We start from the raw sequence: 22,832 nt of genomic DNA, 5'->3' as shown, positions 1-22,832 counted from the left end.
GGTAGCGAATGTTTTATATGATATACAAAATAATATTCGCAAATTAATTGACTATTACTAGTGATTTTGATAATATTAGATATGTGCGTTCGGAGTTAACGTTTTGAAGGAAGGTGTGTGAAATGTCAACGGTAGTTATTGTTGGAGCACAATGGGGAGATGAAGGAAAAGGAAAGGTTATAGATTATTTAGCTGCTGAGGCAGATGTAGTTGTTAGAGGCCAAGGTGGAAATAATGCAGGACATACTGTAGTAGTTGGAGATAAAAAGTATGCTCTTCATTTGATCCCATCAGGAATACTTTATCCTGAAACAATAAATGTTATTGGAAATGGAGTAGTATTTGATCCAGAAGGATTCCTAAAAGAAGTGGAAAAGCTTGAAGCACAAGGAATTAGTACAAAAAATATAAAAATAAGCGATAGAGCCCATGTAATATTCCCATATCACAAGGTTATAGATGCCCTTGCTGAAGAGGCTAGAGGAGACCAGATGATTGGGACTACTAAAAAGGGTATAGGTCCATGCTATATGGATAAAGTAGAAAGATCTGGAATAAGAATATGTGATTTGATGGATAAAGAAGTGCTTATTCAGAAGGTCACTGCTCAAGTAGAGAAAAAGAATAAGATAATAGAAAAAATTTATGATCAAAAACCCTTAGATAAAGATGAAATTATTGAAAAATACTTAGCATATGCTGAAAAAATAAGATCTTATGTAGATGATACTACAGTTATAGTATATGATGAAGTAAAAAACAATAAAAAAGTTCTATTTGAAGGAGCTCAAGGAACATTACTTGATATAGATTTAGGAACTTATCCCTATGTAACAAGTTCACATCCTATTTCAGGAGGCTTTACAATAGGCAGTGGTATAGGGCCAAATATGATAGAAGAAGTTCTTGGTATAGCTAAAGCCTATACTACAAGGGTAGGTAAGGGCCCATTTGTTACTGAGGAGGATAATGAAACAGGAGATAAAATCAGAATAGCAGGAAACGAATTTGGTACGACAACAGGTAGACCAAGAAGGTGTGGATGGTTTGATTCTGTAATGGTTAAGTATTCTGCTAGAATAAATGGTATGACATGCTTAGCATTAATGCTTTTAGATGTGCTTACTGGATTTGAGAAAATTAAAATTTGTACAGCATATAAAATAGAAGATAAAATAATCAATAACTTCCCTGCATCCTTAAAGGTTCTTGAGCAATGTGAGCCTGTTTATGAGGAACTTGAAGGATGGAATGAAGATATATCAGGGGCTAAAAGCTTTGAAGAACTGCCAAAGAATGCAAAAAAATATATAGAGAGAATCGAAGAATTAGTAGGAATACCTGTAAAAATTGTTTCAATTGGACCAAAAAGAAGTCAAACAATAGTTAGGGATAATATATTCAGATAAAAGAACTACGGTCAGCAATGACCGTAGTTCTTTTATCTGATTTTTAGAGCAAAAAATAGAAAAAAGAGACATATGCAACTTATCATACATCCCTTTTTATATAATGGAGCTGGCGATGGGACTCGAACCCGCAACCTGCTGATTACAAGTCAGCTGCTCTACCAATTGAGCTACGCCAGCATATTTAAGATTGAGATTAAGTTTAAGATAATCTTTAGTCAATCCTTTAGAGTCTTTTAAAGACCACAAAGACTGACTTTAAATTCTTAATCTTAGTCTTAATCTTAAGAATTGGTGACCCCTAGGGGACTCGAACCCCTGTTACCGCCGTGAAAGGGCGGTGTCTTAACCGCTTGACCAAGGGGCCAGACTATTAAAAAGATACGTTATTAGTACCTTATATAAACAAAGCTGGTGACCCATCCGCGACTCGAACGCGGGACACCCTGATTAAAAGTCAGGTGCTCTACCGACTGAGCTAATGGGTCTTGCTCACAGTTATATATATTACAACAGAATATCTAGTATGTCAACAAAAATCTACAAAATATTTTAAGGTATAATTTGGGTAAAGAAATATTCGCCAAGGGGCGAATATTTCTTTACACTGATTTAATTTGTTTCCCATCTTAAATCTGGTCCATAGAGTTTTAGGATGGTAAATTGACCAAATATCCTTGAATAAATTCTATCGCTATACTTTTCAGCAATCTTCAAGGGAGCATTATTTGTTGAAACAATAGTTTTTTTATTATTAATAAGTCTAGTATTTATAATATTAAATAATTCTACGTTAGTAAAGGTGTTTGTAAGTTCAGTACCCAAATCATCAATAATTAAAAGATCACAATCAAATAGTAAATTATAGCTTTCTTTTATTTCAGGTGTTCTATCTTTACTAAACTTATATTCTTCTAAAATTTCTAGGATTTTAAAAGCAGTCTGATATACTACTATTTTTCCTTTATCAAGTAATGCCTTAGCTATACAATTACATAAAAATGTTTTGCCAAGACCTGTAGTACCATAGAAAAGCAGATTTTCTCCATTATCTTTATCAAAGTTATTAACAAATCCTTCAGATATGCTTAATATATTTAGCATATTTTCCCTAGGAGTTAAATCCTCATCATCAAATTTCTCATTAGGGAAAATATCAATATTAAAATTTTGAAAGTTTTCTTTATCCAAAATATAGGATATATTAGACATATTATAGGCTTCATTTATTAGTCTTTGTTTTAAACAATTGCATTTTAAGCCATTATCTAAAAAGCCAGTGTCATTACATAGACTGCAATTATAATGAATTTCTAAAAAGTTTAAAGGAACGTTATTTTCAGTTAAAAGAATTGCTTTTTCCTGTTTCAATTTATCGGTATAGGTTTTAATTTTTTCAACTTCCTTTTCATAATTTTTGGGATTATTAAGTATTGCTCTAGATAACTTTATCCCAATTTTAGCTATTTCATCGTCTATTTCTTTTACTCTGGGGATTAATTCATATACTTGAGATTTCCTATATTCTAATTCTTTTTGAGCATTATCCCTTTTTTTTTCATATTCTAATAAAATGTTTCTAATAAAGCGCTTATTCATAAAGCCACCTACTTTACTTTTTTATTCCAAGTATTTTTTCAAGTTCAGCGTTTGAATATTTTACAGCTCTTTGCTCAAAATCATTGAATTTATTCTTCTTATCAAAAATTTTACTAGAGATCTTTTTTGCTTTGGAGTTCTTTCTTTCTTGGTTTTTGATTTCTACTTCTTCAGGGGTATTAATACCGTCATTTTTCCAAGCCAATAAAATGCTGTTTATATAATTTATACTTGGATTAGAAGTTTTTTTAGAATTTTCACAGGCCTTAAGTATCATATCTAATGAAAAATTCCATTCATCAAGCCAAATATCCATAGTATCTTTTTCAGCCTTTGAGGGCTGTCTAAAGTTAAAGCCAAGGGTTTTAAATATCTTGTCATAATATATATATTTCTTATCAACACTATTTAAATGTCCTTCTAGCTTTTCTAAGTTGATTATGCCGCTATCATACCAGCTTCTTATTATACCCCCAACATATCGAATGCTCTTAACTTTTCTTTTTTCAATACTGTATTCAAATGCTTTTACTATGATATCAGTATCCATATTAAAATTATATATCCATTCAAGGACTACTAATCTCTCGTTTATTGTGAGTTGTCTTCTCATTAGTTGGTCAATTTGATAAAACATGTTTTTTATTTCAGGTGATTTATTTGCTTTTATCAAATCATCGGGTGAACAGCTGTATTCCTTTGAATTTGAAGAACTTTTAAAGTTCGAGACATTTTTAAGTTCATAATTATTATCTATATATAGTTGCCTTAAAGATAAAAATTCAACTGTAAAATCATTATTATCATTGGTATCCTTTGGGTGTTTTTTTATTATACCTGCTTTTTCCCAAAAATCCCATGCCCTTAAGACGTCAACAAGGGGTATATTTAAGTGTTTAGAAATAGTATTATTATCAACAATTATATTATCATCCCTGTCAGTTGCATACTTATATCCTAATAGATATACCTTGACATAGGTACCATCAGCCATGGGCATAAAGTCATTAATAAAAATGTTTTCAATGGGGGTTTGGCCGAAATCGATGTCGGTCGTTTTTTTTACAAAGCTCATAAAAACACCTTCCATAAATAAATAGTATTTGTAAGTAATTATACCATAATTGCTGGGTACAAAGTAATATAGGGAATAAATAACAGACCTTTTATTTATCAATATTTATACATAATGTTCATAGTTAAACATATAGTTTTTTATATAAATATATTTTATATGATACATGGGAAAGTATATTATGCCTTAAATTTTATATTTTTCTTTTATACACTGATGAGAATAATTTTAAAAATTGCATAGATAAAACAGAGTAAAATAGAGTACTAGAAGAAAAATTAAAACTATTGCTAGTGAAATTTTAGAAGCAGGAATTAAAGTTTTTTAGACCTAAAAGAATGACCTTAAAACTTGAAACATGGAATTTGGAACTTGCAACTCAAAAAACGTCCTACGGGTGCCTTTGTTCATACTTATTCTTGGATGGTGATAATCGATGGAAAAGTGCTTATTTAAAGTTTTGGCTAAATTTAGAGATGTAAAATACAGGAGGAATATAATAATTTCAATAATAATTTTAATGACTGTACTTATACCTATAAATATATTAAAAATACATAAAAATAGAATCAGAGTCTTTAATGAAGTAATACCTCAAATAGATAGTGTTAACGAATATGAAATCAATGCTGTTTTTTATGAAGAAGAAAAGATCATGGAGGGAACAGAAAAGATTACATACATTAATAAATCACCAAATAATTTAAAATCCATATATTTCCACATATATCCCAATGTCTTTAAATATAAAGAAACAGTCCCCTTTGATGAGAATGAAATTGTTGAAGCTTATAAAGACGGTTTTGAACCAGGATATATTAACATTAACTCAGTAAAATCCTCAAAGGGTAGCCTTAGCTTCTTAATCATGGGCAAGGATAATTCTATTTTAAAGGTTAATCTCCACGATGAATTAGAACCCCAAGAAAAGACTAAAATATATATAGATTTTATGATAAAGATTCCACCAGCATATGGAAGGTTTGGCTTTGGGAAAAACACAATTAATTTTGGGAATTGGTATCCTATAGCTTCAGTTGTTGATGAATCAGGCTGGAATCTTGAGCCATATCATTCAATAGGAGATCCTTTCTTCAGTGATATTTCTAATTATAGAGTTATAATGACTATGTCTTCAAATTATGTATTGGCATCTACTGGAGATTTAGTTAAGAAGGAAACCACTGGGAAAAACTACAGGTGGACCTTTGAAGCTCAAAATGTAAGAGATTTTGCTATGATAGCAAGTAAAAAATATAAAATTATTGAAGATGAGATACAAGGTATTTCTATTAGAAGCTATTATTTTGAGGATGAAGCAGCAGAGATTTCCTTAAAAGTGGCTAAGGATTCAATAGATATATTTAATAAAATCTTTGGAAGATATCCATATAAACAGTTTTCAGTAGCAGCTTCTGATTTTTATATAGGAGGAATGGAGTATCCTAAGCTTGTTTTTATAGATGAAGAAATATATAGAAGCAATAGAGAGATGCTAGAATACATCATTGTTCATGAGACGGGACATCAGTGGTGGTATGGGGTTGTAGGAAATAATGAAATTAAAGAAGCGTGGCTTGATGAAGCTTTAACCGAATATTCTACCTTACTGTACTATGAAAAAAAATATGGAGAAGAATCAAAAAATAAAATGTATAAAAATATGATATTAGCAGGATATAATTTATATAGGAACTTTGATGAAAGAAAAAATGAAATTATATTAAAAGATTTGGATCACTTCAATAGTTCCAGAGAGTACCAAGCTTTGGTATATTATAAAGGGGCTATGTTTTTACAGCATCTTAGAGAAGAATTGGGAGATGAAGCATTTTTTGATATTTTAAAAGTCTATTTTGATAAGTATAAATATGAAAATGCTACTACAGAAGATTTTAAAAAAGTGTGTGAAATGATTTGTGATAAAAATCTTAATAATATATTTGAAAAATGGCTTATGGGTGTAAATGAATAAATCATCTGAATAAACATATTCTAATATATAGATTTCCAATAGTAAAACTTAATTTATACATATCAAAATATCCAGAGCTTTTAAGGATTTTTGATGTATATAAATTAATTGTTTTACTGGAATATCTATAATAATTGTTGACGGTAAGGTTTTACTTTAGAAGATATTGTAAGTATAAAAAGAATGTGATATACTAAAATAGCAATGTTACAATAATATTACAAAATTCTGAAAAATTCCTTAAAAGGGATAAGAAGCTTAAGAGGAGAAAGATCATGATAAATCAAGAAGATTTTAATAAAGTGAAAAAAAATATTAAAAAATACCTTGATAAAATTAAAAATATAAAAGGATCTAAAATACTAATTGCTTCAGCTATTATAATTTCCATGCTATTTATAACAGTATTTTTAACTTATGATAATAAATCTAAGGACAATGGATTAACCAGTGGGATAAAGGTTGAAAGTTTTAATGTGAAAAATAATTCATCTAATAAAAAGGACTTGATGGAGCCTAAAAAGATACCAAAGGATATAGCAGGTGTAAAAAATGATGTTGATGAGATATTGAAGGTAAAGATACCAGTGTATACTTTGAATGTTAATGGAGAAGAGTTAGCTGTTTTAAAAACAAAGAGTGAAGCCCAAAAACTTCTTGATGATATTGTAAAGCCATTTATAGAGGGTGAAGAAGTAAGAATAGAAGAAGTTAGATTTAAAGAGGATGTCAAAATTACAGGAAGGCTGGGAAGCCTAGATGAATTTGAGGAAAATCGTGAATATGAGGAAGTATTACATTATATAACTAAAGGAACAAGTGAGACTAAAATACATAAGGTAGAAAAAGGTGAGAATTATTGGGCTATTGCCCAAAAATATAATATTAAGCCCGAGGATCTTATAAAGGCCAATCCAGGGGTTAAGCCGGAAACTCTTCAAATTGGACAAGAGATTAGTTTAGTGGTACCTAAGCCTTTAATAACTGTTGTTACAACAGAGATAAAAGAATATGAAGAAAATATTGCATTTGAAACTGAATATGAAGATACAAATGTTTTATATAAGGGAGAATATAGAGTAAAAAAAGCAGGAGAAAAGGGAGAAAGACAAGTCAAAGCTAGAATAGTTAAAGAGAATGGAATAGAAACGAACAGAGATATTTTAGAGGAAAATATAATTAAGAATCCTATAACCAAAGTAGTACTTAAAGGAACAAAAAATCCTCCACCCAAAATAGGCACTGGAAAATTGGCTAAACCAACAAGCAGAGGAGTATTAACTTCTCCCTTTGGAATGAGATGGGGGAGAAGACATAGTGGGATAGACATAGGAATTCCAATAGGGACTGATGTAAAGGCAGCAGATGGAGGCAAAGTTATTTTCTCAGGAACTAAGGGTGGCTATGGTAAATGTATAATAATAGATCATGGCGCTAATGTACAGACATTGTATGCCCATAATAGCAAACTATTGGTAAAAAAGGGAACCAAGGTTTTTAAGGGACAAACTATTGCTAAAAGTGGTAATACAGGAAGAAGCACAGGGCCACACCTTCATTTTGAAGTTAGAAAAAATGGTACACCTGTAAACCCAGCTAAATATGTAAAATACTAGAATACAAATGAAATTTGATTGAGTAATTCTATTGGACTGGAGTCTGTATCGTACAGAATTGAGTCCTTTTAATTTGTTATATTTATAATTAAAATATTAAGATAAATTAAGGGAATTACCTCAAATTACCAAGTTAGTTTACATAATATCATGGTATAATAGTTATGTATTCCCTCATATACATATTGATATAAGGGGGAGGGATATACATGAAAAATAGACATTATGTCTTTATATCAATTTTAATTATATTTATATTGATATCTTTAAATGTTTTTGGAATAAAAGGGAATTTATATATTTTTTTAAGAAACATACCTAAAGGTAAAGTAATGAAAATTACACAAGATTATAAAGAAGCTGAAACAAAGCATTTTATTATTAAGTATAAAACCTATGATTTACAAGTTTTAAGGCTTGTTAAAGAAGTGGCTGAAGAATATTATGATGAAATATGTCAGCAGTTTGGTTATTATCCAAAGAACAAAACTAGAGTTGTATTATATGATAATTCAGAAGAACTTTTAAAAAATGCCAATCTTGGAAAATCTAAACCTCCTATGGGAGTTTATTATGCATCTATTATTCATATTTTGTCTCCAAGATTGTGGGTTTCTTCTGATGAGGAGATGGAGTATTTATTTTCAAATGAAGGACCCATGGTTCATGAATTTACTCATCTAATTATTGATGATATTACTAAGGGAAATTATCCTTTATGGTTTACGGAGGGGTTAGCCTTATACTCTGAGTATGCTCATACTGGATATGAATGGGGAAAGGAAATCGAAGAGAAAAAAATATATTCTATTAAAGAGCTAAGTCAGGAGTTTAATAAATTAGATCAGTATTTGGCTTATACCCAGTCATTTAGAGTAGTAAAATATATGGCAGAAACCTATGGATTTGAAGATATTAAGAAAATTTTGAAGAAGTTACAAGAAGGATATACATTTAATAATGCCTTTGAAAGTGTAACAAAGGATAAAATTTCTAAATTAAATATTTAAAGGTATAGACAAGAATAACCATAAAGGATATCATAATAAGTAAGGTGCATATTGCTCAGGTTTTGCCTGGGCTATTTTTGAAAATTGATATAAAATTATAGGTGAGGAAATTGCATATGCGAATACTGTTCTTAATTTAGTTGTTTAGAATAAAATATATTTTGATGGGATAGCTTTAAGGAATTTAAAACTACATGTGGTAGATAGTTTTTATATAAGGTAATTATGCAATTTGCTCAGGTATATGGATAAAGATTTATGTTATTGACTCATTAGAATAAATATTTAATAATAAACATTAGAATGTAAGTAATTATTTTTTAGAGGTGATAAAGGGTGGACAAAAAGATACTTGTAGTGGATGATGAAAAACCGATTTCAGACATTTTAAAATTCAACCTTATTAAGGAAGGCTTTGAAGTTGATGTGGCATTCGATGGAGAAGAGGCCTTGAAGAAGGTTTATCAATTCGGGCCTGATTTGATCTTACTAGATCTAATGCTTCCAAAGCTTGATGGTTTCCAGGTTTGCAGAAAAGTAAGAGAAACTTTCAATATGCCAATATTAATGCTTACAGCTAAGGAAGAAGAAGTTGATAAAGTTTTAGGACTAGAACTTGGAGCAGATGATTATATAACTAAGCCCTTCGGTATGAGGGAGCTTATTGCAAGAGTTAAGGCTAATTTGAGGAGAATAGATGTAGATAAAAAACATAGTCAAAGCAGCAGGATAATGTCGGGAAATCTTTCTATTGATCTTGAAAAATATGAAGTGAAAAAGAGAGAAGAGATTATTGATTTAACTCTTAGAGAGTTTGAACTTTTAAAATTCCTTGCAACCCAAGAAAACCAAGTTTTTACTAGAGAACAGCTTCTTAAGGATGTATGGGGCTATGAATATTATGGAGATATAAGAACTGTTGATGTTACGGTGAGAAGATTAAGGGAAAAAATTGAAGATGATTCCAGTAATCCAAGGTATATTCTTACGAAACGAGGAGTAGGGTATTACTTCAGGAGGATTTAAGATGTTCAAAAGTATTAGATGGAAATTTATAACAGTATATTTTGCCTTGGTATTTATTGCTATGGCAATTATAGGGGTATTTATTATACAAAGTTTTCAAGCCCATCATTTGAATGTTGTGAGAAATAGATTAAACTATATGGCTGATAGTATTTTATCCAACATAGAAAAAATTCCACCTGACTCTAGTTTGAAAGAAGAGAAAGAGGCTCTACAGAGCATTGTGGAAAGATGGTCTAAGGGATCCTTTGAAGAATTATTTGTAATAGATGGTTATTTAGATATAATTGCAACTGATAATCCTTCCTTTGAAGGTATAAATGCAGTAAGTGAATTAGATGAAGATTTAATTGTAGAGGTGCTTAGCGGAAAAAAAGCAAGTTCAGAAAAAGATGATATATCACAGGAAAAAAAAACAAAGAATATAGTGTTTCCAATAAAAAGAGAAGGATCAACAGAAATAGAAGGAGTTTTATATCTTAGATCAGATTTAAAGGATATTTACGATAGTTTAGATAAATCTAAAAAGATTATGACTCAGGCAGTAATTTTAGCCTTGGGTATTACTATCATACTTGGATATCTTATAGCTAAGAGCATAACAGAACCTATTAATGATGTAACAGAAAAAGCATCCCTCATGGCTAAAGGAGATTTTAACCAGCGAGTAGAGGTAAAATCAGATGACGAGATAGGTAAGCTTGCGGAAATGTTTAATTTTTTAACTGATAAGTTAGAGATAACCCTAGGAGAGATTTCAAGTGAGAAAAGCAAGATGGAAACCATTCTAAATTATATGGCTGATGGGCTTATAGCTGTTTATAAAAATGGCAGAATAATACATGCTAATCCTAAGGCCATGGAAATGCTGGGACTCTCAAAGGAAACAATACTACAAAAGAAATATGATAAATTATTTGAGGGTTTAAATGATAAGCTTACACTTAAATATATAATGGAGAATAATGAAACTTTAATTGGTAGTGAGACTATAATAATTGATGAATCTATCTATACTGTAGATTATGCTCCTTTTAAAGATGAAAATAACCATATAGGCGGACTGGTATTAGTATTAAAGGATGTAACGAAGCAGCAAAAACTAGAAAAAATGAGAAGAGAATTTGTTGCTAATGTTTCCCATGAACTTAAAACACCTCTTACAAGTATAAAAAGTTATACGGAAACATTGTTAGACGGAATGCTTGATGATAGAACTATATCTGAACAATTTTTAAAGGTAGTGAATAGTGAAGCTGATAGAATGACAAGGCTTGTAAGGGATTTATTACAACTATCTAATTTTGATAATAATAAAACTAAATTTAATATTGTTAATAATGATTTAGTACAGCTAATAAATCAAACAGTTATAAAACTGGGTATTACTGCAAAGAATAAAAATCAAAGACTGGAGTTTGTTACGGATTGTGAAGAGTTAATAACATGCTTTGATTTTGATAGAATAGAGCAGGTTTTACTCAATATTGTCAGCAACGCTATAAAGTATACAGAAGATAATGGCAAAATTAGTATTTATCTTGAAAAGAAGGACTATGAAGCATTGATAACAGTAAAGGATACGGGGATAGGTATTCCTAAGGAAGATTTGCCGCGGATATTTGAGAGATTTTATAGGGTAGATAAGGCTCGCTCTAGAGAATTGGGAGGCACAGGACTTGGACTATCAATAGCTAAGGAAATCATAGAGGCTCATAATGGAAGCATAGAAATTAACAGTGAATTTAACAAAGGAACAGAGGTGAAGATTAGAATTCCTTTACAGAAAAGCCTGTGTAATACTATTTTAAATACAGTGTAACACCACTGTAATATAAATTGCTATATAATTAATAGTATAATGAGGAGGTATTATGCTGGGAGGCCTAGGTATGTTTAAGAAAATAATAATAGGGACGCTAGTTTTAATGGTGCTTGGGACATCTAGTATTGTGGTTTATGCTGGACCAGGCGACGATTTAGATATAGATATAACAGAAACAAATACTAAATCAATAGAGACTGACACACAACTAGAGGAAGAAGAGAAAGTGGAATCAATTCAGATTATTAGACCTACCTTCGATCCTGATGGTACAGTGGCCCTTGATGGGAAAAATAATCTTTTGATTTCTGTTAAAGTTATTGGAGAATCAAATGTTATATTAAATGTATATAAAGTATTAAATGAAACTGAGGAGCAAGAAGAATTGGTACTTGGACCAGAGGTTATTGAGCCTAATGATGAATTTGAACGTGATATTTTTAAGTCAATAAAGATTAAAGATTCTGAAAAAGGAAAATTATATCAAGGTAGATATAAAATGGTATTTGCTAAAGAAGGAGAAGAAGATCCTGTAAAAATAGTGGAATTTGATGTAAAAAAGACTGAGGGGATAGTTAATAAGAATAATCCTTTAGAATTAAAAACAAATATAGCTGATCACAAAAAAGAAGAATAGCTGGAGGGAGATTATAATGAGGATTGAAAAATTAAAATCTCTGCTGCTAGCTTCTCTTTTTATAGTGAGTTTGTTACTTACACAAAGGTTATGGTTTTATCTACCCTTTGGTGAAGTAATTTCTACAGCAAATGATATAGATACAGAAAATATAGATATAGATGTTACAGATTTATTGAGCCCCCAAAACTTTACAATAAGCTTTGGGGGTGGAACTTATACTGTGTTTTTCTCTGAGCCCTATGAAGTATGGAATATTGCTAGTACTCTTCCCAAAGATTCTGAGAATACTTATAATAAAAAGGATATATGGATTTGGGAAACGGCTAAAAATGTATTAAAGGAGCATTTAGGGGAGGGATATGAGGTACAGGAAATCGGCTATGACCAATGGATAAAAATTATGAAGTTTAAGTCACTGATTATGAATTTTGCTTGTGAAATTCCTGGAGATATTTTAATAGATGCCCTTATTGGACAAAAAAGTGACTCTAAAATCAGTGAAAGAATAGATACGATACTAATTTTAGCTGCTGAAGAAGAAAAAAATGATATATATTTTGGTAATAATGAAAAGAATGTATACTTTAAGCTTAAAAGTGGTGTGCTAGACAATAGAATTAGAATTCTTATAGAGAATATTGAAAAAGTAGGGCAGGAAAAAGGATATATAGAATATGTTACTTTGCAAAGTCGTTACAATACTCCTTCTAAAGTAAAAAGTGATGTATTGATTCCAATATTTGCTGAAGGTAGTGAGCCTATTCCATCCTATAGCGCTAAAAACCAAATAGATGTTTCAGATAAATTGGCTGTAAAAAACCAGGCCTATCAGTTTTTTGGACGAACCTTTGATTTTGTTAAGGAAATTAATGAAATAGATGGAACGGTTATATATATGTATGGCTATGGAGAAAAAAGCTTAAAATTGAATAAAAATGGAACCTTAGAATATGTTGAAAAGGTTAATAAACATAAAACAGGAAGTCATTTAGATTTTATAGATAGTTTGAAGCTTGCTGCAAAATTTGTTGAAGAAAAGGGTAAATGGCCTGTTAATATAAAAAATACTTATTTGTCTGACTATGAACTTGTTGAGAAGAATAATAAAAAGGGTTACAGGTTTAGCTTTAATTACAGATTAAAGGGATTCCCCATATTTATTCCAGATATAGGGGAAGATAAGGGGATAGAAGTGGAGATAATAGGAAATCAAATTACCTATTATAAGAGGATAGTCAAGAGTCCCCCTCAGAAGCTTAATGATGAGGAAAAGGGTATTTTTTCTATTTTTAATAATGAGGAAGATAAAGATATTCTTAATGTTTTAGAGGTCTTAATAAAAAACAAAGAAGATATTAAGGATAATTATATAAATCTTTCTCAAAAGGATAAAGATCAAGGTATTACAATAGAAGAGTTAATAAAAGATATTGGAATAGTTTACTTTTCATATAAAGATAAGCTTATACCTGTTTGGGAAATTACTATTGATAATATAGTTTATTATTTTGATTTATATACTGGCACTAGATATACCTTTACAAAAAAGAATTAGGCTTTCCTCGGCTCATGGAGTCGGGGATTTTTAAAAGAATGAGGTGTACTTATGGATTGGGTCAAGGCTAAAAATATACTTATAATTGCTCTTATAATTACAAATCTGTTTTTAGGCTATTATGTAATAAAAGACTATAAAGCCAATAATTATACTTATACTATAAGTCAAGAAAAGATAGATGATGTTAAGGAACTTCTTGAGAAGAAGAATATCATCATAAAGGCTGATATTCCAAAGGAAATATATGAGCTTCCTGAACTAACAGTTGAATATGAGACATATGATAAAGAAGAAATAGAGAGTAAAATTTATGAAGCTGATAAAAGAAACTACAGGGAGAAAGTAAAAATTTCATCAAATGATAAGCTGATTAATTATACAAAAAAGATTATTACAAATACTGATAAAGAAATTACGAAGGAAGATGCAGAGGAAATCGTTTATGAGTTTATTAAAAAGCTTGGATTTGAAAATGATGAAGCAGTATTTTGGGGAATTAAAGAAAAGGATAGAGAATATGGAATAGAATATAAACAAAAATATGAAAATGTAATTTTAAATGATGGGTATATGAAGTTTAAATTAAAAAATAATGAAGTCATTTCCTTTGAGAGAAGGTGGTTAAAGACAATAGGTACCAAGGGGATGAATAAAAGAGTTATACCAGCCACAAAGGCTTTACTATTAGCTATGGATGAGTTAAAGGAAAAGAAAGAGAATGAAGATAGTGAGGTTATAGTTACTGGTATTGACCTAGTATATTCTTTAAATATTATTGAACTGAATACATTTTTGGATGAAGAATGGTATGAAGGTAATGAAAAAACTGGATTTTTATATTGGAGAATACGTTTAGAAAATGATGATCACATAGATATAGAAGCCTATGAATAAATTTACAAAATTTTAGGTGTATTTATTGATTCTATATAGAAAGGTTGAATATTAAATGGGTTTTGAATTTTGTTCTTTAGCAAGTGGTAGTAGTGGAAATTGTCAATACGTAGGAAGTAAGGATACAAAACTATTGGTAGATGCGGGGCTTACTGGTAAATATATAATTGAAGCTTTAAACAATATAGATATAAAAGCAGGTACAATCGACGGATTGCTTATTACCCATGAACACACCGACCATATAAAGGGAGTAGGAGTTTTGATGAGGAAGTTTGATATTCCTCTATATGTTAATAAAAAAACATGGGATGCTATGAAGGGTAAAATTGGTTCTATAGAAGGAAAGGATATTAGGCTTTTTAATGACTGTGATCCCTTTTTTGTTGGAGATATCAAAGTAAATCCCTATAATATATCCCATGATGCATCCAATCCCGTGGGCTATTCATTTGTCTATGACGATTCTAAAATCAGCATTGCTACTGATTTAGGCTGTGTTACCAATGAAATAATTGATGAAATAAAGGATAGTGATTTACTTGTAATAGAGTCAAACCATGATGTGGAAATGGTGAAGTTCGGTAGATATCCTTGGTTTCTTAAAAAGAGAATACTTGGCGATAATGGACATTTATCCAATGAGACAGCAGGTAATATCATAACAGAAGTAGTAAAAAAGGGAAAGGTGAAACATGTGCTACTAGCCCATCTTAGTAAAGAAAATAATTTTCCAGAATTAGCCTATGAAACAGTTAAAAATATTGTTGAGGAAAATAAAATAAAGGTTGGACTAGATATAAATATAGATTTGACTTACAGAAATAGAGTTGGAAGACTATATAAGATACAAAAAAATATTTAAGGAAGGTATGTTCATTCTATGGGGAAGAAAATGATTTCTTTAATAATATAGAAAAAATCCATCTTATTTGTACATAACATCAGCTTATTATATAAAAAATTAGAAATAAAAATGCGCCACAAGGTGCATTTTTATTTCTAGTGGTAAGTTCTAAACTCTCACCCATGTTTTTATGTAGTCTTAGATCCTGAAAAAATCACATAAAAACTTAAAACTCGTAACTTCTAAAGGCATCTTTAGCTAGAATACTCGTCTAGCTGTTACATATCTTTTATTGTAGCTGCCAGTAGTTATATCTGAAATAATTACACTATATTTGCTTCCTGATGAAGCATGAATAAATTGTCCATTTCCAATATATATACCTACATGGGTTATATAAGTACCTTTACCGTTTCGATTAAAAAACACTAAATCTCCAGCTTGTAGATCGCTTTTACTAACCTTTTTTCCAACCTTTGCTTGCTCTCTAGATGTTCTTGGCAATTTAATACCGCATTTTTTAAATACATAAGAGGTAAATCCAGAGCAGTCAAATTTATTGGGACCATCTGCACCATATTTATATGGTACTCCTAAATATTTTTTTCCTTCTTGAACAATTTTTAAGGAAAGTCTATTAGCGGACCTTGATACGGTATTTCTTGAATCACCGCCAAAAATAACATTTACATAATCTTTATGAACCCAGCCCTCTACACCTTTAAAAGTTAGTATATTATACCATCCATCTGAAAAATTCCTTATATATACGTAGGCTTCTAAATTTAGTGTATCTAGAATTTCTGAATCAATGGATTTTTCTTTTCTTAGATTTACGTTATCGCCTATAATTATTCCTTTAGAATAATTAGGTCTTATATCTACATAATCCCTATGTATCCATCCCTTTTTTTCTTTATTTATAGCTATTTGATACCAATCATCTTGTATATGTACTATTGTTACTTCAGATTTTTGAGGTAGATTTCCTATAATATCGGAATCTGTACTAGGTTCTTTTCTAACATTTAGAGTATCAGCATTTACTATACCTTTTTTAATAAAATCCTTTTCTTCATCTACAGCGATAAGATCATTTAAAATCCATCCTTTGGTGTCGGAATCAGTTTCTATTAAATACCAGTTGCTGTCATTTGATAAAACATCAACTTCTTCGCCTATATCAAGATTAGTTAATACTTTTGAGTCAATCTTTGGTTCTTGTCTAATATTTACATTGTCTCCCAAAATAACACCTTGTGCTTGTCCTTCACCAAAGGCTGCAAATGGTGTAAAAACTATGCATCCAAGGCTTAAAGATAGGGTTATAAACGTTTTTTTATATTTCATCTTTAATATCCTCCATATTTATGACACATTGTGTAATAATTTCCTTCTATATTAATTATAGCATCTAAGAAATCCTCATTCAATTCATTATAGAAGAAATAATTTTGAATTTATTACACAGCAAGGTAATTATTGATAACTAATTATGGTATATATATAGATAGTTTATGAATACAAAATATATTTATGTATATCAGACCTTGGTTTAACTATATGTAAGTTAACTGATATAATATAGAGTATAATAATTATAAATCTATCAAGAGGTAAACCTATGGAACATAAAAAAAATAATAAGAGATACATATATACTAGGCATAATGGTATATGCTATTTTTGTGGTAAAAAATTATTATTTAGACAAGTAAGCTTAGATCATTATTTCCCTAAAAGTAAAGGAGGACCTGATGATATTTTTAATTTAGTTTGTAGCTGTAAGCGATGTAATAAATATAAAAAGAGCTTTATACCAAATGACTATAAAGAAGTAATGATGGATTTATTTAAAAAAGCAGTTAAGGATGGAAAAGTAACTACGGCAGCAATAAAAATCAATAAAAAGGATTTAAATTATCTAATAAATGAAATCTTTAAGATAGAAGAAATAGGCAAGTATACAGTTTTTCAAAGTAATACCCATAGATTTTATGTAAAGGACAATAGGATATATAAGATAGTCAAGGTAGACACAGCTAAAATAGAAGATGAGGGATGGTAATAAAATGAACATAACTATAATATCAGTAGGTAAAGTAAAAGAGAAATACTTAAAAAATGCAATAAATGAATATAGCAAAAGATTAAGTAGATATTGTAAGCTTCGATTTATAGAAGTCCCAGATGAAAAAGCCCCTGAAAACCTAAGCGATACAGAAATTGGAAATATAAAGTATAAGGAAGGGGAGGGAATACTTAGAAATATCAAAGAAGGAACTTATGTAATAGCCTTGGATATAAAGGGAAAAATGATGACTTCAAAAGAATTTGCAAAGAAGTTAAATAACCTTGGGATACAAGGGAAAAGTAATATAGCTTTCATAATAGGAGGATCCTTGGGACTATCCCAAAATGTCTTAAATAGATCAGACTTTAAACTATCCTTTTCTCCAATGACTTTTCCCCACCAGCTTATGAAGGTGATTTTACTTGAGCAGGTTTATAGGGGGTTTAGGATAAATAGGGGTGAACCGTACCATAAGTAACGGCGGTTTTTTTGTAGGATATGGTTCAAATTTTCTCATTTCCATTAATAGAGTCCATAAAAACCGCATTGAAAAAATTCAATGTGGTTTTATATTTTTTGTGTATATAAGGATTGCTAGTGATGAGATGTATCACAAGTAGATACGAATATTTTAAGGTCTTTTTTAGTTGATGAACTGAGATGTTCCAATATGTAAGCTTCTAAAAATGGCACGATGACTTTATCAACAGTTTTATACTTTAAGTGCATTTTGAATACGGCTTTGAATTTCATCTTTGTATTCTTGGCTAATTTTAGACCAATTAATATCCCAGCTCCTATAATGCTCAGCAACGTCTGGAGATACATTAAATAAAATCTCATACATAATTAAAGTTGCTGGTAAATTCTCATAAGAATCGTAATCTTCGTCATAATCTATCGCATATAATCCCCAGCATTCATAAATGAAAGGGTCAATTACCTCATAGATAAACTTAAGTGTTTCTTCTGAAACATTGATATTACTAGGTGGAGAAGAAAGTGTTGAATGCCATTACGTAATCTACCGAAATTATCAAACATTTTCTTGTTTGGCAGCTTTATACCTGTAGTTAAAAACAACCTTTCAGGTAAGTCGGACCATTGAATAGTCCTACCATTCTTAAATAGGTCTTCAATTTCAACTTGGTCTCCATTTATACTTTTAGAATGAGGAAAGCTTTCAAATATTAGCAATGGATGTTCTTCTGCAATACGAGCTTTTATCAATATTTCAGCAGCATAAGCTGCTTGAAGTACCGATAATTCATACCATGTTGAATTATCTATATTTAATATGCAGAGTGCCTTGTAGAATGAGCTAACGCACCTAAGCCTAACTTTAACATATGCTTCCATACCCCTTTTAAAGAGTTGTTCATTTATATCACCTCATTTGTTTATGCTGGCTTCTCAATACTTGATTCTTTACATGTTTTTCCATAGAATTATATCCAATCATAGGACAAACAAAGTCATATATTGAAGATTATTACAAAATAATGGTATAATAAAATTGGTTACATTTGGTATAAACCAAGAGATAAGAGTAAAGAATTACTTGTTCTATAAGAAAAAAGGAGGACTAGCAATGAGTATTAAATTATGTAGAGTATGCAATAAACCGCTACATGAATCTCAAAGATTGACTCACAATGGGATTAAGATAAAGTCTTGTCCAAAATGTTCTACTTTAAACGGTAAAGAGCATGTGTATTATGAAGAACATGTTTTTGGATTTACTGATGAACGTATAACGCACAATAATACCGATGGAATACAAAGCTATTGTGCGCCTTGCAGGTCAGATAAGTTAAATACTATCCATGGAATAATGTGCAATCAAATATAATAATATGAAAATAATCTTTTATGGAGCCAAAGTTTCTTTACTCTTAGAAAAGTATTAAAAAAATTCATCGAACGTATATTCTAATATTGACAAATAGGTTATAATATATTATAGAAACTTAGTTGTGAAAGGAAGAACAGTATGAAATATAATAAGCTTGTAGCACCAGTACTCAAATGGGTAGGTGGAAAGAGACAACTACTTCCTGAGATTAGAAAATATGTTCCTAAAAAGATTACAACATATTGTGAACCTTTCGTAGGTGGTGGAGCAGTTCTCTTTGATATTCAACCGGAGAAAGCGATTATAAATGATATAAACTCGGAACTAATTAACTTGTATGAAGTAATTAGAGATGATGTAGATTTATTAATTAATGATTTGAAGAAACACAAGAATGAGCAAGATTACTTTTACAAGGTTAGAGAGATGGATAGAGATTCTGATGTATATAATAATATGACAAAAATTGAAAGAGCCTCAAGAATACACTATCTAAATAAAACTTGTTACAATGGTTTATTTAGAGTTAATCAAGCTGGACAGTTCAATTCACCGTTTGGAAGATATAAGAATCCCAATATTATAAATGAAATTACGCTAAAAGCAGTCAGCAAATATTTTAATGATGCAAATATAACATTTAAATGCGGAGACTTCGAGAAAAGTATTAAAGGTATTAGAAAAGGTTCTTTTGTTTATTTTGACCCACCTTATGACCCTGTTTCAGATAGTTCAAATTTCACTGGATATGCAAAAGGTGGATTTGGTAGAAGTGAGCAAGTAAGATTGAAAAAATTATGTGATAAATTAAATAATAGAGGTATTAAATTTCTATTATCAAACTCTGCGACAGATTTTATAATGGATTTATATAAAGACTATAATATTGAAATTATTAAAGCAAAACGTGCTATTAACTCTAATGGGAAAAAAAGAGGAGAAGTGGATGAGGTGTTGGTGAGAAATTATGAGTAATAAACCAAAAACCAAGAATGACAAAGCTTGGGAAAAATTATTCGACAAGTATAATATTATTGAAAATGTTACTAATAATGGATTCTTTGAAATAGCGTCGGAGCAGATAAACGAATATAGGGAAGCTAGATTAATGACAAAATTTGACCATAAAAGTAACCTTCCACAGTTATTTGAGAATAATAAGCTGTCGATATTACCAATTTCTCGAGGGAATTATATTATCGCGCAATTTGAAGCATATCATAAATTTGAAAAGTCAAACCACCTAATTGAAAGGGTAAGATTTCCTGATTACATACAGAGTATAGATTATGAAAATATTACAAGTGAAGCAACTGCAATCAACACTGCATATGTATCTGGTATTTTTGCTGATTTTACTGGAGATGAAGAATTGCTTCCAACTGTTAGCGGGAGAATGAGTTCCAATGCTTTCAACTTTCAAATAAAGAATACTATTAACGGACAATTGATACCCATATCAGTTGTGAACTCTCAGATAGAAATTGATGGGGGGTATGAGGGTTTAGATTCTCTTACAATCATTGAAGCTAAAAATTCAATATCAGAAGATTTTTTAATAAGGCAATTATATTATCCATATAGATTATGGAATAACAAATTAAACAAACCTGTTAAGCCTATATTTCTTACATATTCAAATGGTATTTTTAGTCTTTATGAATATGCTTTTGAAGAGCTTGAGAATTACAATTCGCTTTCACTGATTAAACAAAAAAACTATTCTATTGAACCAGATGAAATTACTTTAGATGATGTGTTACAGGTATTTAGAGGAGTAAAGAGAGTTTCAGAACCTGATGGTATACCATTTCCACAAGCTGATAGTTTTAAGAGAGTCATTAGTTTATGCGAAATTTTATATGAGAATGATACATTATCTCGAGATGATATAACATATAGGTACGACTTTGACTCAAGACAAACTAATTACTATACTGATGCAGGTAGATATTTAGGCTTAATAGATAAAAAAAGAGAAAATGGTTCTGTAAAATATTATTTAACAGACAAAGGTAAGGCTTTATTTTCTGTGAATATTAAGACAAGAAATTTGAAGTTTGTTGAATGGATTTTGGAGCATAAGCCCTTCTATCTTACTTTTCAACGTTATTTGGATTTATTAGAAATGCCATTAAAAGAAAATATTGTAGAAATAATGAAAAATTCAAACTTATATAATATTGGGGCGGATTCTACATATTTTAGAAGAGCATCCACAATATCAGGTTGGATTAACTGGATAATGGACTTATCAAGATAAAATCTTAAGTTATAGTTTTTGAGCTCATAAGAGAAATAAAGTTAACATTTTGTATGATAATAGAAAAATGTGGGGTAGTAAGTGGTATGGATAGAAAAATTAATTGTGTTTTCTGTGGGAAAAGTTTTTATACTGATGAATATATTGAACATCTTGAAATAGCACATGCATATCATAGTCATCAATTAAAGAATTATATGAATATGCACCTTAAAGAATACTTAGAAGAAGATACCAAGAAGATATTGGAACTAAGAGAGTCAAAAGGTTTATATACCTGCAAGAATTCAAAGATAGTAAAAGATTGGAGTCCAGATGATTTTAATCTAGAAACTACTACGATATGGGGATTTCCTGATAGGGGAAAATGGGCAACACATAATGGAAAGTACAGAGGTAATTGGTCCCCCTATATTCCTAGAAACCTCATTCTAAGGTATACCGAAAAAAATGATGTAGTTCTAGACCAATTTTTAGGTAGTGGCACTACATTGATTGAAACAAAGTTATTGGGGAGGCATGGCATAGGTGTTGATATAAATAGCAGTTCGATAGAAATTGCAAAAACTAATCTTGACTTTGGGAAAAAGAGTAAATACCAACCAATGATATATAATTCAGATGCAAGAAATCTTAGTTTTATTGAAAGTTGTAGTATTGATTTAGTATGCACACATCCACCATATTCCAACATAATAAAATACAGTGAAAATTTAACAGGGGACTTGTCACGGCTTGATGTTGAGCCTTTTATTAAAGAAATTGGAAAAGTCGCAAAAGAAAGTTTTAGAGTATTAAAGAATAATAAATACTGTGCAATATTAATGGGAGATATAAGAAGAAAAAAACATATCATACCTTTGGGATTTAGAGTAATGCAAGAATTTATTAATTCAGGCTTCGTTTTGAAGGAGATTGTAATTAAAGAACAGCATAATTGTAAAACCAATAATTTTTGGTATGGTAAGAGCGTAGAATATAACTTTCTATTGATTGCACATGAATATTTATTTATATTTAGAAAACCAATTCCTGTAAAATAGACATGTATTATTTTAGTGATTAAAAGCCTATGGGAAAAATGGATTTTAGCCTAGGAGATAATAGAATTGCTTTTTAGATTAATGTTATATTTAGAAGAAAAGTTTGCGTCTATGACTATAACT

General features: G+C 30.2%; 21 protein-coding genes and 3 tRNA genes. 16 read left to right on the top strand and 8 right to left on the bottom strand.

All coding sequences use genetic code 11. The annotated features are described in order from the left end of the window. Window positions 1-122: 122 nt before the first annotated feature. Entirely contained in the window at window positions 123-1,409 is a 1,287-nt protein-coding gene (locus tag BUB36_RS08100) for an adenylosuccinate synthase (protein WP_073148834.1), read from the top strand. 104 nt (window positions 1,410-1,513) lie between these two features. Here BUB36_RS08100 and BUB36_RS08095 read toward each other — a convergent pair. The 5 genes from BUB36_RS08095 to BUB36_RS08075 form a co-directional block, all read right to left on the bottom strand. Then, window positions 1,514-1,589, bottom strand: a tRNA-Thr gene (locus tag BUB36_RS08095). A gap of 112 nt (window positions 1,590-1,701) precedes the next feature. Next, window positions 1,702-1,776: transfer RNA gene (locus BUB36_RS08090), tRNA-Glu, on the bottom strand. A 45-nt stretch (window positions 1,777-1,821) separates the two neighbouring features. Continuing rightward, a tRNA-Lys gene (locus BUB36_RS08085) sits at window positions 1,822-1,897 on the bottom strand. Window positions 1,898-2,021: 124 nt separating this feature from the next. Continuing rightward, a complete protein-coding gene (locus BUB36_RS08080) occupies window positions 2,022-3,008 on the bottom strand; it encodes an ATP-binding protein (protein ID WP_073148832.1) in 987 nt (328 codons plus the stop codon). A gap of 13 nt (window positions 3,009-3,021) precedes the next feature. Further along, window positions 3,022-4,083, bottom strand: a complete 1,062-nt coding sequence (locus tag BUB36_RS08075) for a DnaD domain protein (protein ID WP_073148830.1) — start codon at window positions 4,081-4,083, stop codon at window positions 3,022-3,024. A gap of 436 nt (window positions 4,084-4,519) precedes the next feature. On the opposite strand from BUB36_RS08075, the gene BUB36_RS08070 reads away from it, so the two are divergent. From BUB36_RS08070 to BUB36_RS08030, 9 genes are all read left to right on the top strand, one after another. Further along, window positions 4,520-6,058, top strand: a complete 1,539-nt coding sequence (locus BUB36_RS08070; RefSeq protein ID WP_084111852.1) for a M1 family metallopeptidase — start codon at window positions 4,520-4,522, stop codon at window positions 6,056-6,058. Window positions 6,059-6,333: 275 nt separating this feature from the next. Next, window positions 6,334-7,674 carry a M23 family metallopeptidase gene (locus BUB36_RS08065; RefSeq protein ID WP_084111850.1) on the top strand — a complete coding sequence of 447 codons (1,341 nt, stop codon included), beginning with the start codon at window positions 6,334-6,336 and terminating at the stop codon, window positions 7,672-7,674. A gap of 209 nt (window positions 7,675-7,883) precedes the next feature. Next, complete coding sequence (locus tag BUB36_RS08060) at window positions 7,884-8,684, top strand: peptidase MA family metallohydrolase (protein ID WP_073148828.1); 801 nt, start codon at window positions 7,884-7,886, stop codon at window positions 8,682-8,684. Between the two features lie 336 nt (window positions 8,685-9,020). Continuing rightward, window positions 9,021-9,710, top strand: coding sequence for a response regulator YycF (gene yycF, locus BUB36_RS08055; protein WP_073148826.1), 690 nt, complete (start codon window positions 9,021-9,023; stop codon window positions 9,708-9,710). A 1-nt stretch (window position 9,711) separates the two neighbouring features. Then, the gene (locus BUB36_RS08050) at window positions 9,712-11,532 is read left to right on the top strand and encodes an ATP-binding protein (RefSeq protein ID WP_073148824.1); all 1,821 of its coding nucleotides are present in this window, start codon (window positions 9,712-9,714) and stop codon (window positions 11,530-11,532) included. A gap of 70 nt (window positions 11,533-11,602) precedes the next feature. Then, on the top strand, window positions 11,603-12,172 hold the full coding sequence (locus BUB36_RS08045) for a hypothetical protein (protein WP_131821224.1): 570 nt from the start codon (window positions 11,603-11,605) through the stop codon (window positions 12,170-12,172). A 16-nt stretch (window positions 12,173-12,188) separates the two neighbouring features. Further along, a complete protein-coding gene (locus BUB36_RS08040; protein WP_073148820.1) occupies window positions 12,189-13,730 on the top strand; it encodes a hypothetical protein in 1,542 nt (513 codons plus the stop codon). 51 nt (window positions 13,731-13,781) lie between these two features. Next, window positions 13,782-14,627 (top strand): two-component system regulatory protein YycI, encoded by an 846-nt coding sequence (gene yycI / locus BUB36_RS08035; RefSeq protein WP_073148818.1) that lies wholly within the window; start codon window positions 13,782-13,784, stop codon window positions 14,625-14,627. 55 nt (window positions 14,628-14,682) lie between these two features. Then, a complete protein-coding gene (locus tag BUB36_RS08030) occupies window positions 14,683-15,492 on the top strand; it encodes an MBL fold metallo-hydrolase (protein WP_073148816.1) in 810 nt (269 codons plus the stop codon). A 240-nt stretch (window positions 15,493-15,732) separates the two neighbouring features. Here the strand turns inward: BUB36_RS08030 and BUB36_RS08025 are convergent, their stop codons facing one another. Then, entirely contained in the window at window positions 15,733-16,824 is a 1,092-nt protein-coding gene (locus BUB36_RS08025) for a C40 family peptidase (protein WP_073148814.1), read from the bottom strand. Window positions 16,825-17,098: 274 nt separating this feature from the next. Here BUB36_RS08025 and BUB36_RS08020 point away from each other — a divergent pair, with 274 nt between their 5' ends. Further along, entirely contained in the window at window positions 17,099-17,542 is a 444-nt protein-coding gene (locus BUB36_RS08020; protein ID WP_073148812.1) for an HNH endonuclease, read from the top strand. Window positions 17,543-17,546: 4 nt separating this feature from the next. Continuing rightward, window positions 17,547-18,026 carry a 23S rRNA (pseudouridine(1915)-N(3))-methyltransferase RlmH gene (rlmH, locus tag BUB36_RS08015; RefSeq protein ID WP_073148810.1) on the top strand — a complete coding sequence of 160 codons (480 nt, stop codon included), beginning with the start codon at window positions 17,547-17,549 and terminating at the stop codon, window positions 18,024-18,026. A gap of 234 nt (window positions 18,027-18,260) precedes the next feature. On the opposite strand, the gene BUB36_RS20360 is transcribed toward rlmH, so the two are convergent. Both BUB36_RS20360 and BUB36_RS19980 read right to left on the bottom strand, forming a co-directional pair. After that, entirely contained in the window at window positions 18,261-18,395 is a 135-nt protein-coding gene (locus tag BUB36_RS20360) for a hypothetical protein (RefSeq protein WP_278247811.1), read from the bottom strand. Window positions 18,396-18,487: 92 nt separating this feature from the next. Further along, window positions 18,488-18,907 carry a hypothetical protein gene (locus tag BUB36_RS19980; RefSeq protein ID WP_207550781.1) on the bottom strand — a complete coding sequence of 140 codons (420 nt, stop codon included), beginning with the start codon at window positions 18,905-18,907 and terminating at the stop codon, window positions 18,488-18,490. A 232-nt stretch (window positions 18,908-19,139) separates the two neighbouring features. Between BUB36_RS19980 and BUB36_RS08005 the strand changes: the two genes are divergently transcribed. From BUB36_RS08005 to BUB36_RS07990, 4 genes are all read left to right on the top strand, one after another. Continuing rightward, the gene (locus tag BUB36_RS08005) at window positions 19,140-19,400 is read left to right on the top strand and encodes a hypothetical protein (protein WP_073148808.1); all 261 of its coding nucleotides are present in this window, start codon (window positions 19,140-19,142) and stop codon (window positions 19,398-19,400) included. A gap of 141 nt (window positions 19,401-19,541) precedes the next feature. After that, entirely contained in the window at window positions 19,542-20,378 is an 837-nt protein-coding gene (locus BUB36_RS08000) for a DNA adenine methylase (RefSeq protein ID WP_073148806.1), read from the top strand. Then, the gene (locus tag BUB36_RS07995; RefSeq protein WP_073148804.1) at window positions 20,371-21,666 is read left to right on the top strand and encodes a type II restriction enzyme; all 1,296 of its coding nucleotides are present in this window, start codon (window positions 20,371-20,373) and stop codon (window positions 21,664-21,666) included. Before BUB36_RS08000 ends, BUB36_RS07995 begins: the two co-directional genes overlap by 8 nt. Window positions 21,667-21,719: 53 nt before the next feature. Continuing rightward, window positions 21,720-22,709: a TRM11 family SAM-dependent methyltransferase gene (locus tag BUB36_RS07990; RefSeq protein WP_330390451.1), complete on the top strand. Its 990-nt coding sequence runs from the start codon at window positions 21,720-21,722 to the stop codon at window positions 22,707-22,709. Window positions 22,710-22,832 lie beyond the last annotated feature (123 nt).

The sequence above is a fragment of the Paramaledivibacter caminithermalis DSM 15212 genome (genome assembly GCF_900142245.1).
GTDB classification, from domain to species: domain Bacteria; phylum Bacillota; class Clostridia; order Peptostreptococcales; family Caminicellaceae; genus Paramaledivibacter; species Paramaledivibacter caminithermalis.
Note: the sequence above shows the minus strand (reverse complement) of the source record. Positions and strands in the feature narration are given on the sequence as shown.

Coding starts and splice junctions, on each gene's coding strand:
- BUB36_RS08100 (WP_073148834.1), top strand. CDS start 123: ATGTCAACGGTAGTTATTGTTGGAGCACAATGGGGAGATGAAGGAAAA.
- BUB36_RS08080 (WP_073148832.1), bottom strand. CDS start 3,008: ATGAATAAGCGCTTTATTAGAAACATTTTATTAGAATATGAAAAAAAA.
- BUB36_RS08075 (WP_073148830.1), bottom strand. CDS start 4,083: ATGAGCTTTGTAAAAAAAACGACCGACATCGATTTCGGCCAAACCCCC.
- BUB36_RS08070 (WP_084111852.1), top strand. CDS start 4,520: ATGGAAAAGTGCTTATTTAAAGTTTTGGCTAAATTTAGAGATGTAAAA.
- BUB36_RS08065 (WP_084111850.1), top strand. CDS start 6,334: ATGATAAATCAAGAAGATTTTAATAAAGTGAAAAAAAATATTAAAAAA.
- BUB36_RS08060 (WP_073148828.1), top strand. CDS start 7,884: ATGAAAAATAGACATTATGTCTTTATATCAATTTTAATTATATTTATA.
- BUB36_RS08050 (WP_073148824.1), top strand. CDS start 9,712: ATGTTCAAAAGTATTAGATGGAAATTTATAACAGTATATTTTGCCTTG.
- BUB36_RS08045 (WP_131821224.1), top strand. CDS start 11,603: ATGTTTAAGAAAATAATAATAGGGACGCTAGTTTTAATGGTGCTTGGG.
- BUB36_RS08040 (WP_073148820.1), top strand. CDS start 12,189: ATGAGGATTGAAAAATTAAAATCTCTGCTGCTAGCTTCTCTTTTTATA.
- yycI (WP_073148818.1), top strand. CDS start 13,782: ATGGATTGGGTCAAGGCTAAAAATATACTTATAATTGCTCTTATAATT.
- BUB36_RS08030 (WP_073148816.1), top strand. CDS start 14,683: ATGGGTTTTGAATTTTGTTCTTTAGCAAGTGGTAGTAGTGGAAATTGT.
- BUB36_RS08025 (WP_073148814.1), bottom strand. CDS start 16,824: ATGAAATATAAAAAAACGTTTATAACCCTATCTTTAAGCCTTGGATGC.
- BUB36_RS08020 (WP_073148812.1), top strand. CDS start 17,099: ATGGAACATAAAAAAAATAATAAGAGATACATATATACTAGGCATAAT.
- rlmH (WP_073148810.1), top strand. CDS start 17,547: ATGAACATAACTATAATATCAGTAGGTAAAGTAAAAGAGAAATACTTA.
- BUB36_RS20360 (WP_278247811.1), bottom strand. CDS start 18,395: ATGTATGAGATTTTATTTAATGTATCTCCAGACGTTGCTGAGCATTAT.
- BUB36_RS19980 (WP_207550781.1), bottom strand. CDS start 18,907: ATGGAAGCATATGTTAAAGTTAGGCTTAGGTGCGTTAGCTCATTCTAC.
- BUB36_RS08005 (WP_073148808.1), top strand. CDS start 19,140: ATGAGTATTAAATTATGTAGAGTATGCAATAAACCGCTACATGAATCT.
- BUB36_RS08000 (WP_073148806.1), top strand. CDS start 19,542: ATGAAATATAATAAGCTTGTAGCACCAGTACTCAAATGGGTAGGTGGA.
- BUB36_RS07995 (WP_073148804.1), top strand. CDS start 20,371: ATGAGTAATAAACCAAAAACCAAGAATGACAAAGCTTGGGAAAAATTA.
- BUB36_RS07990 (WP_330390451.1), top strand. CDS start 21,720: ATGATAATAGAAAAATGTGGGGTAGTAAGTGGTATGGATAGAAAAATT.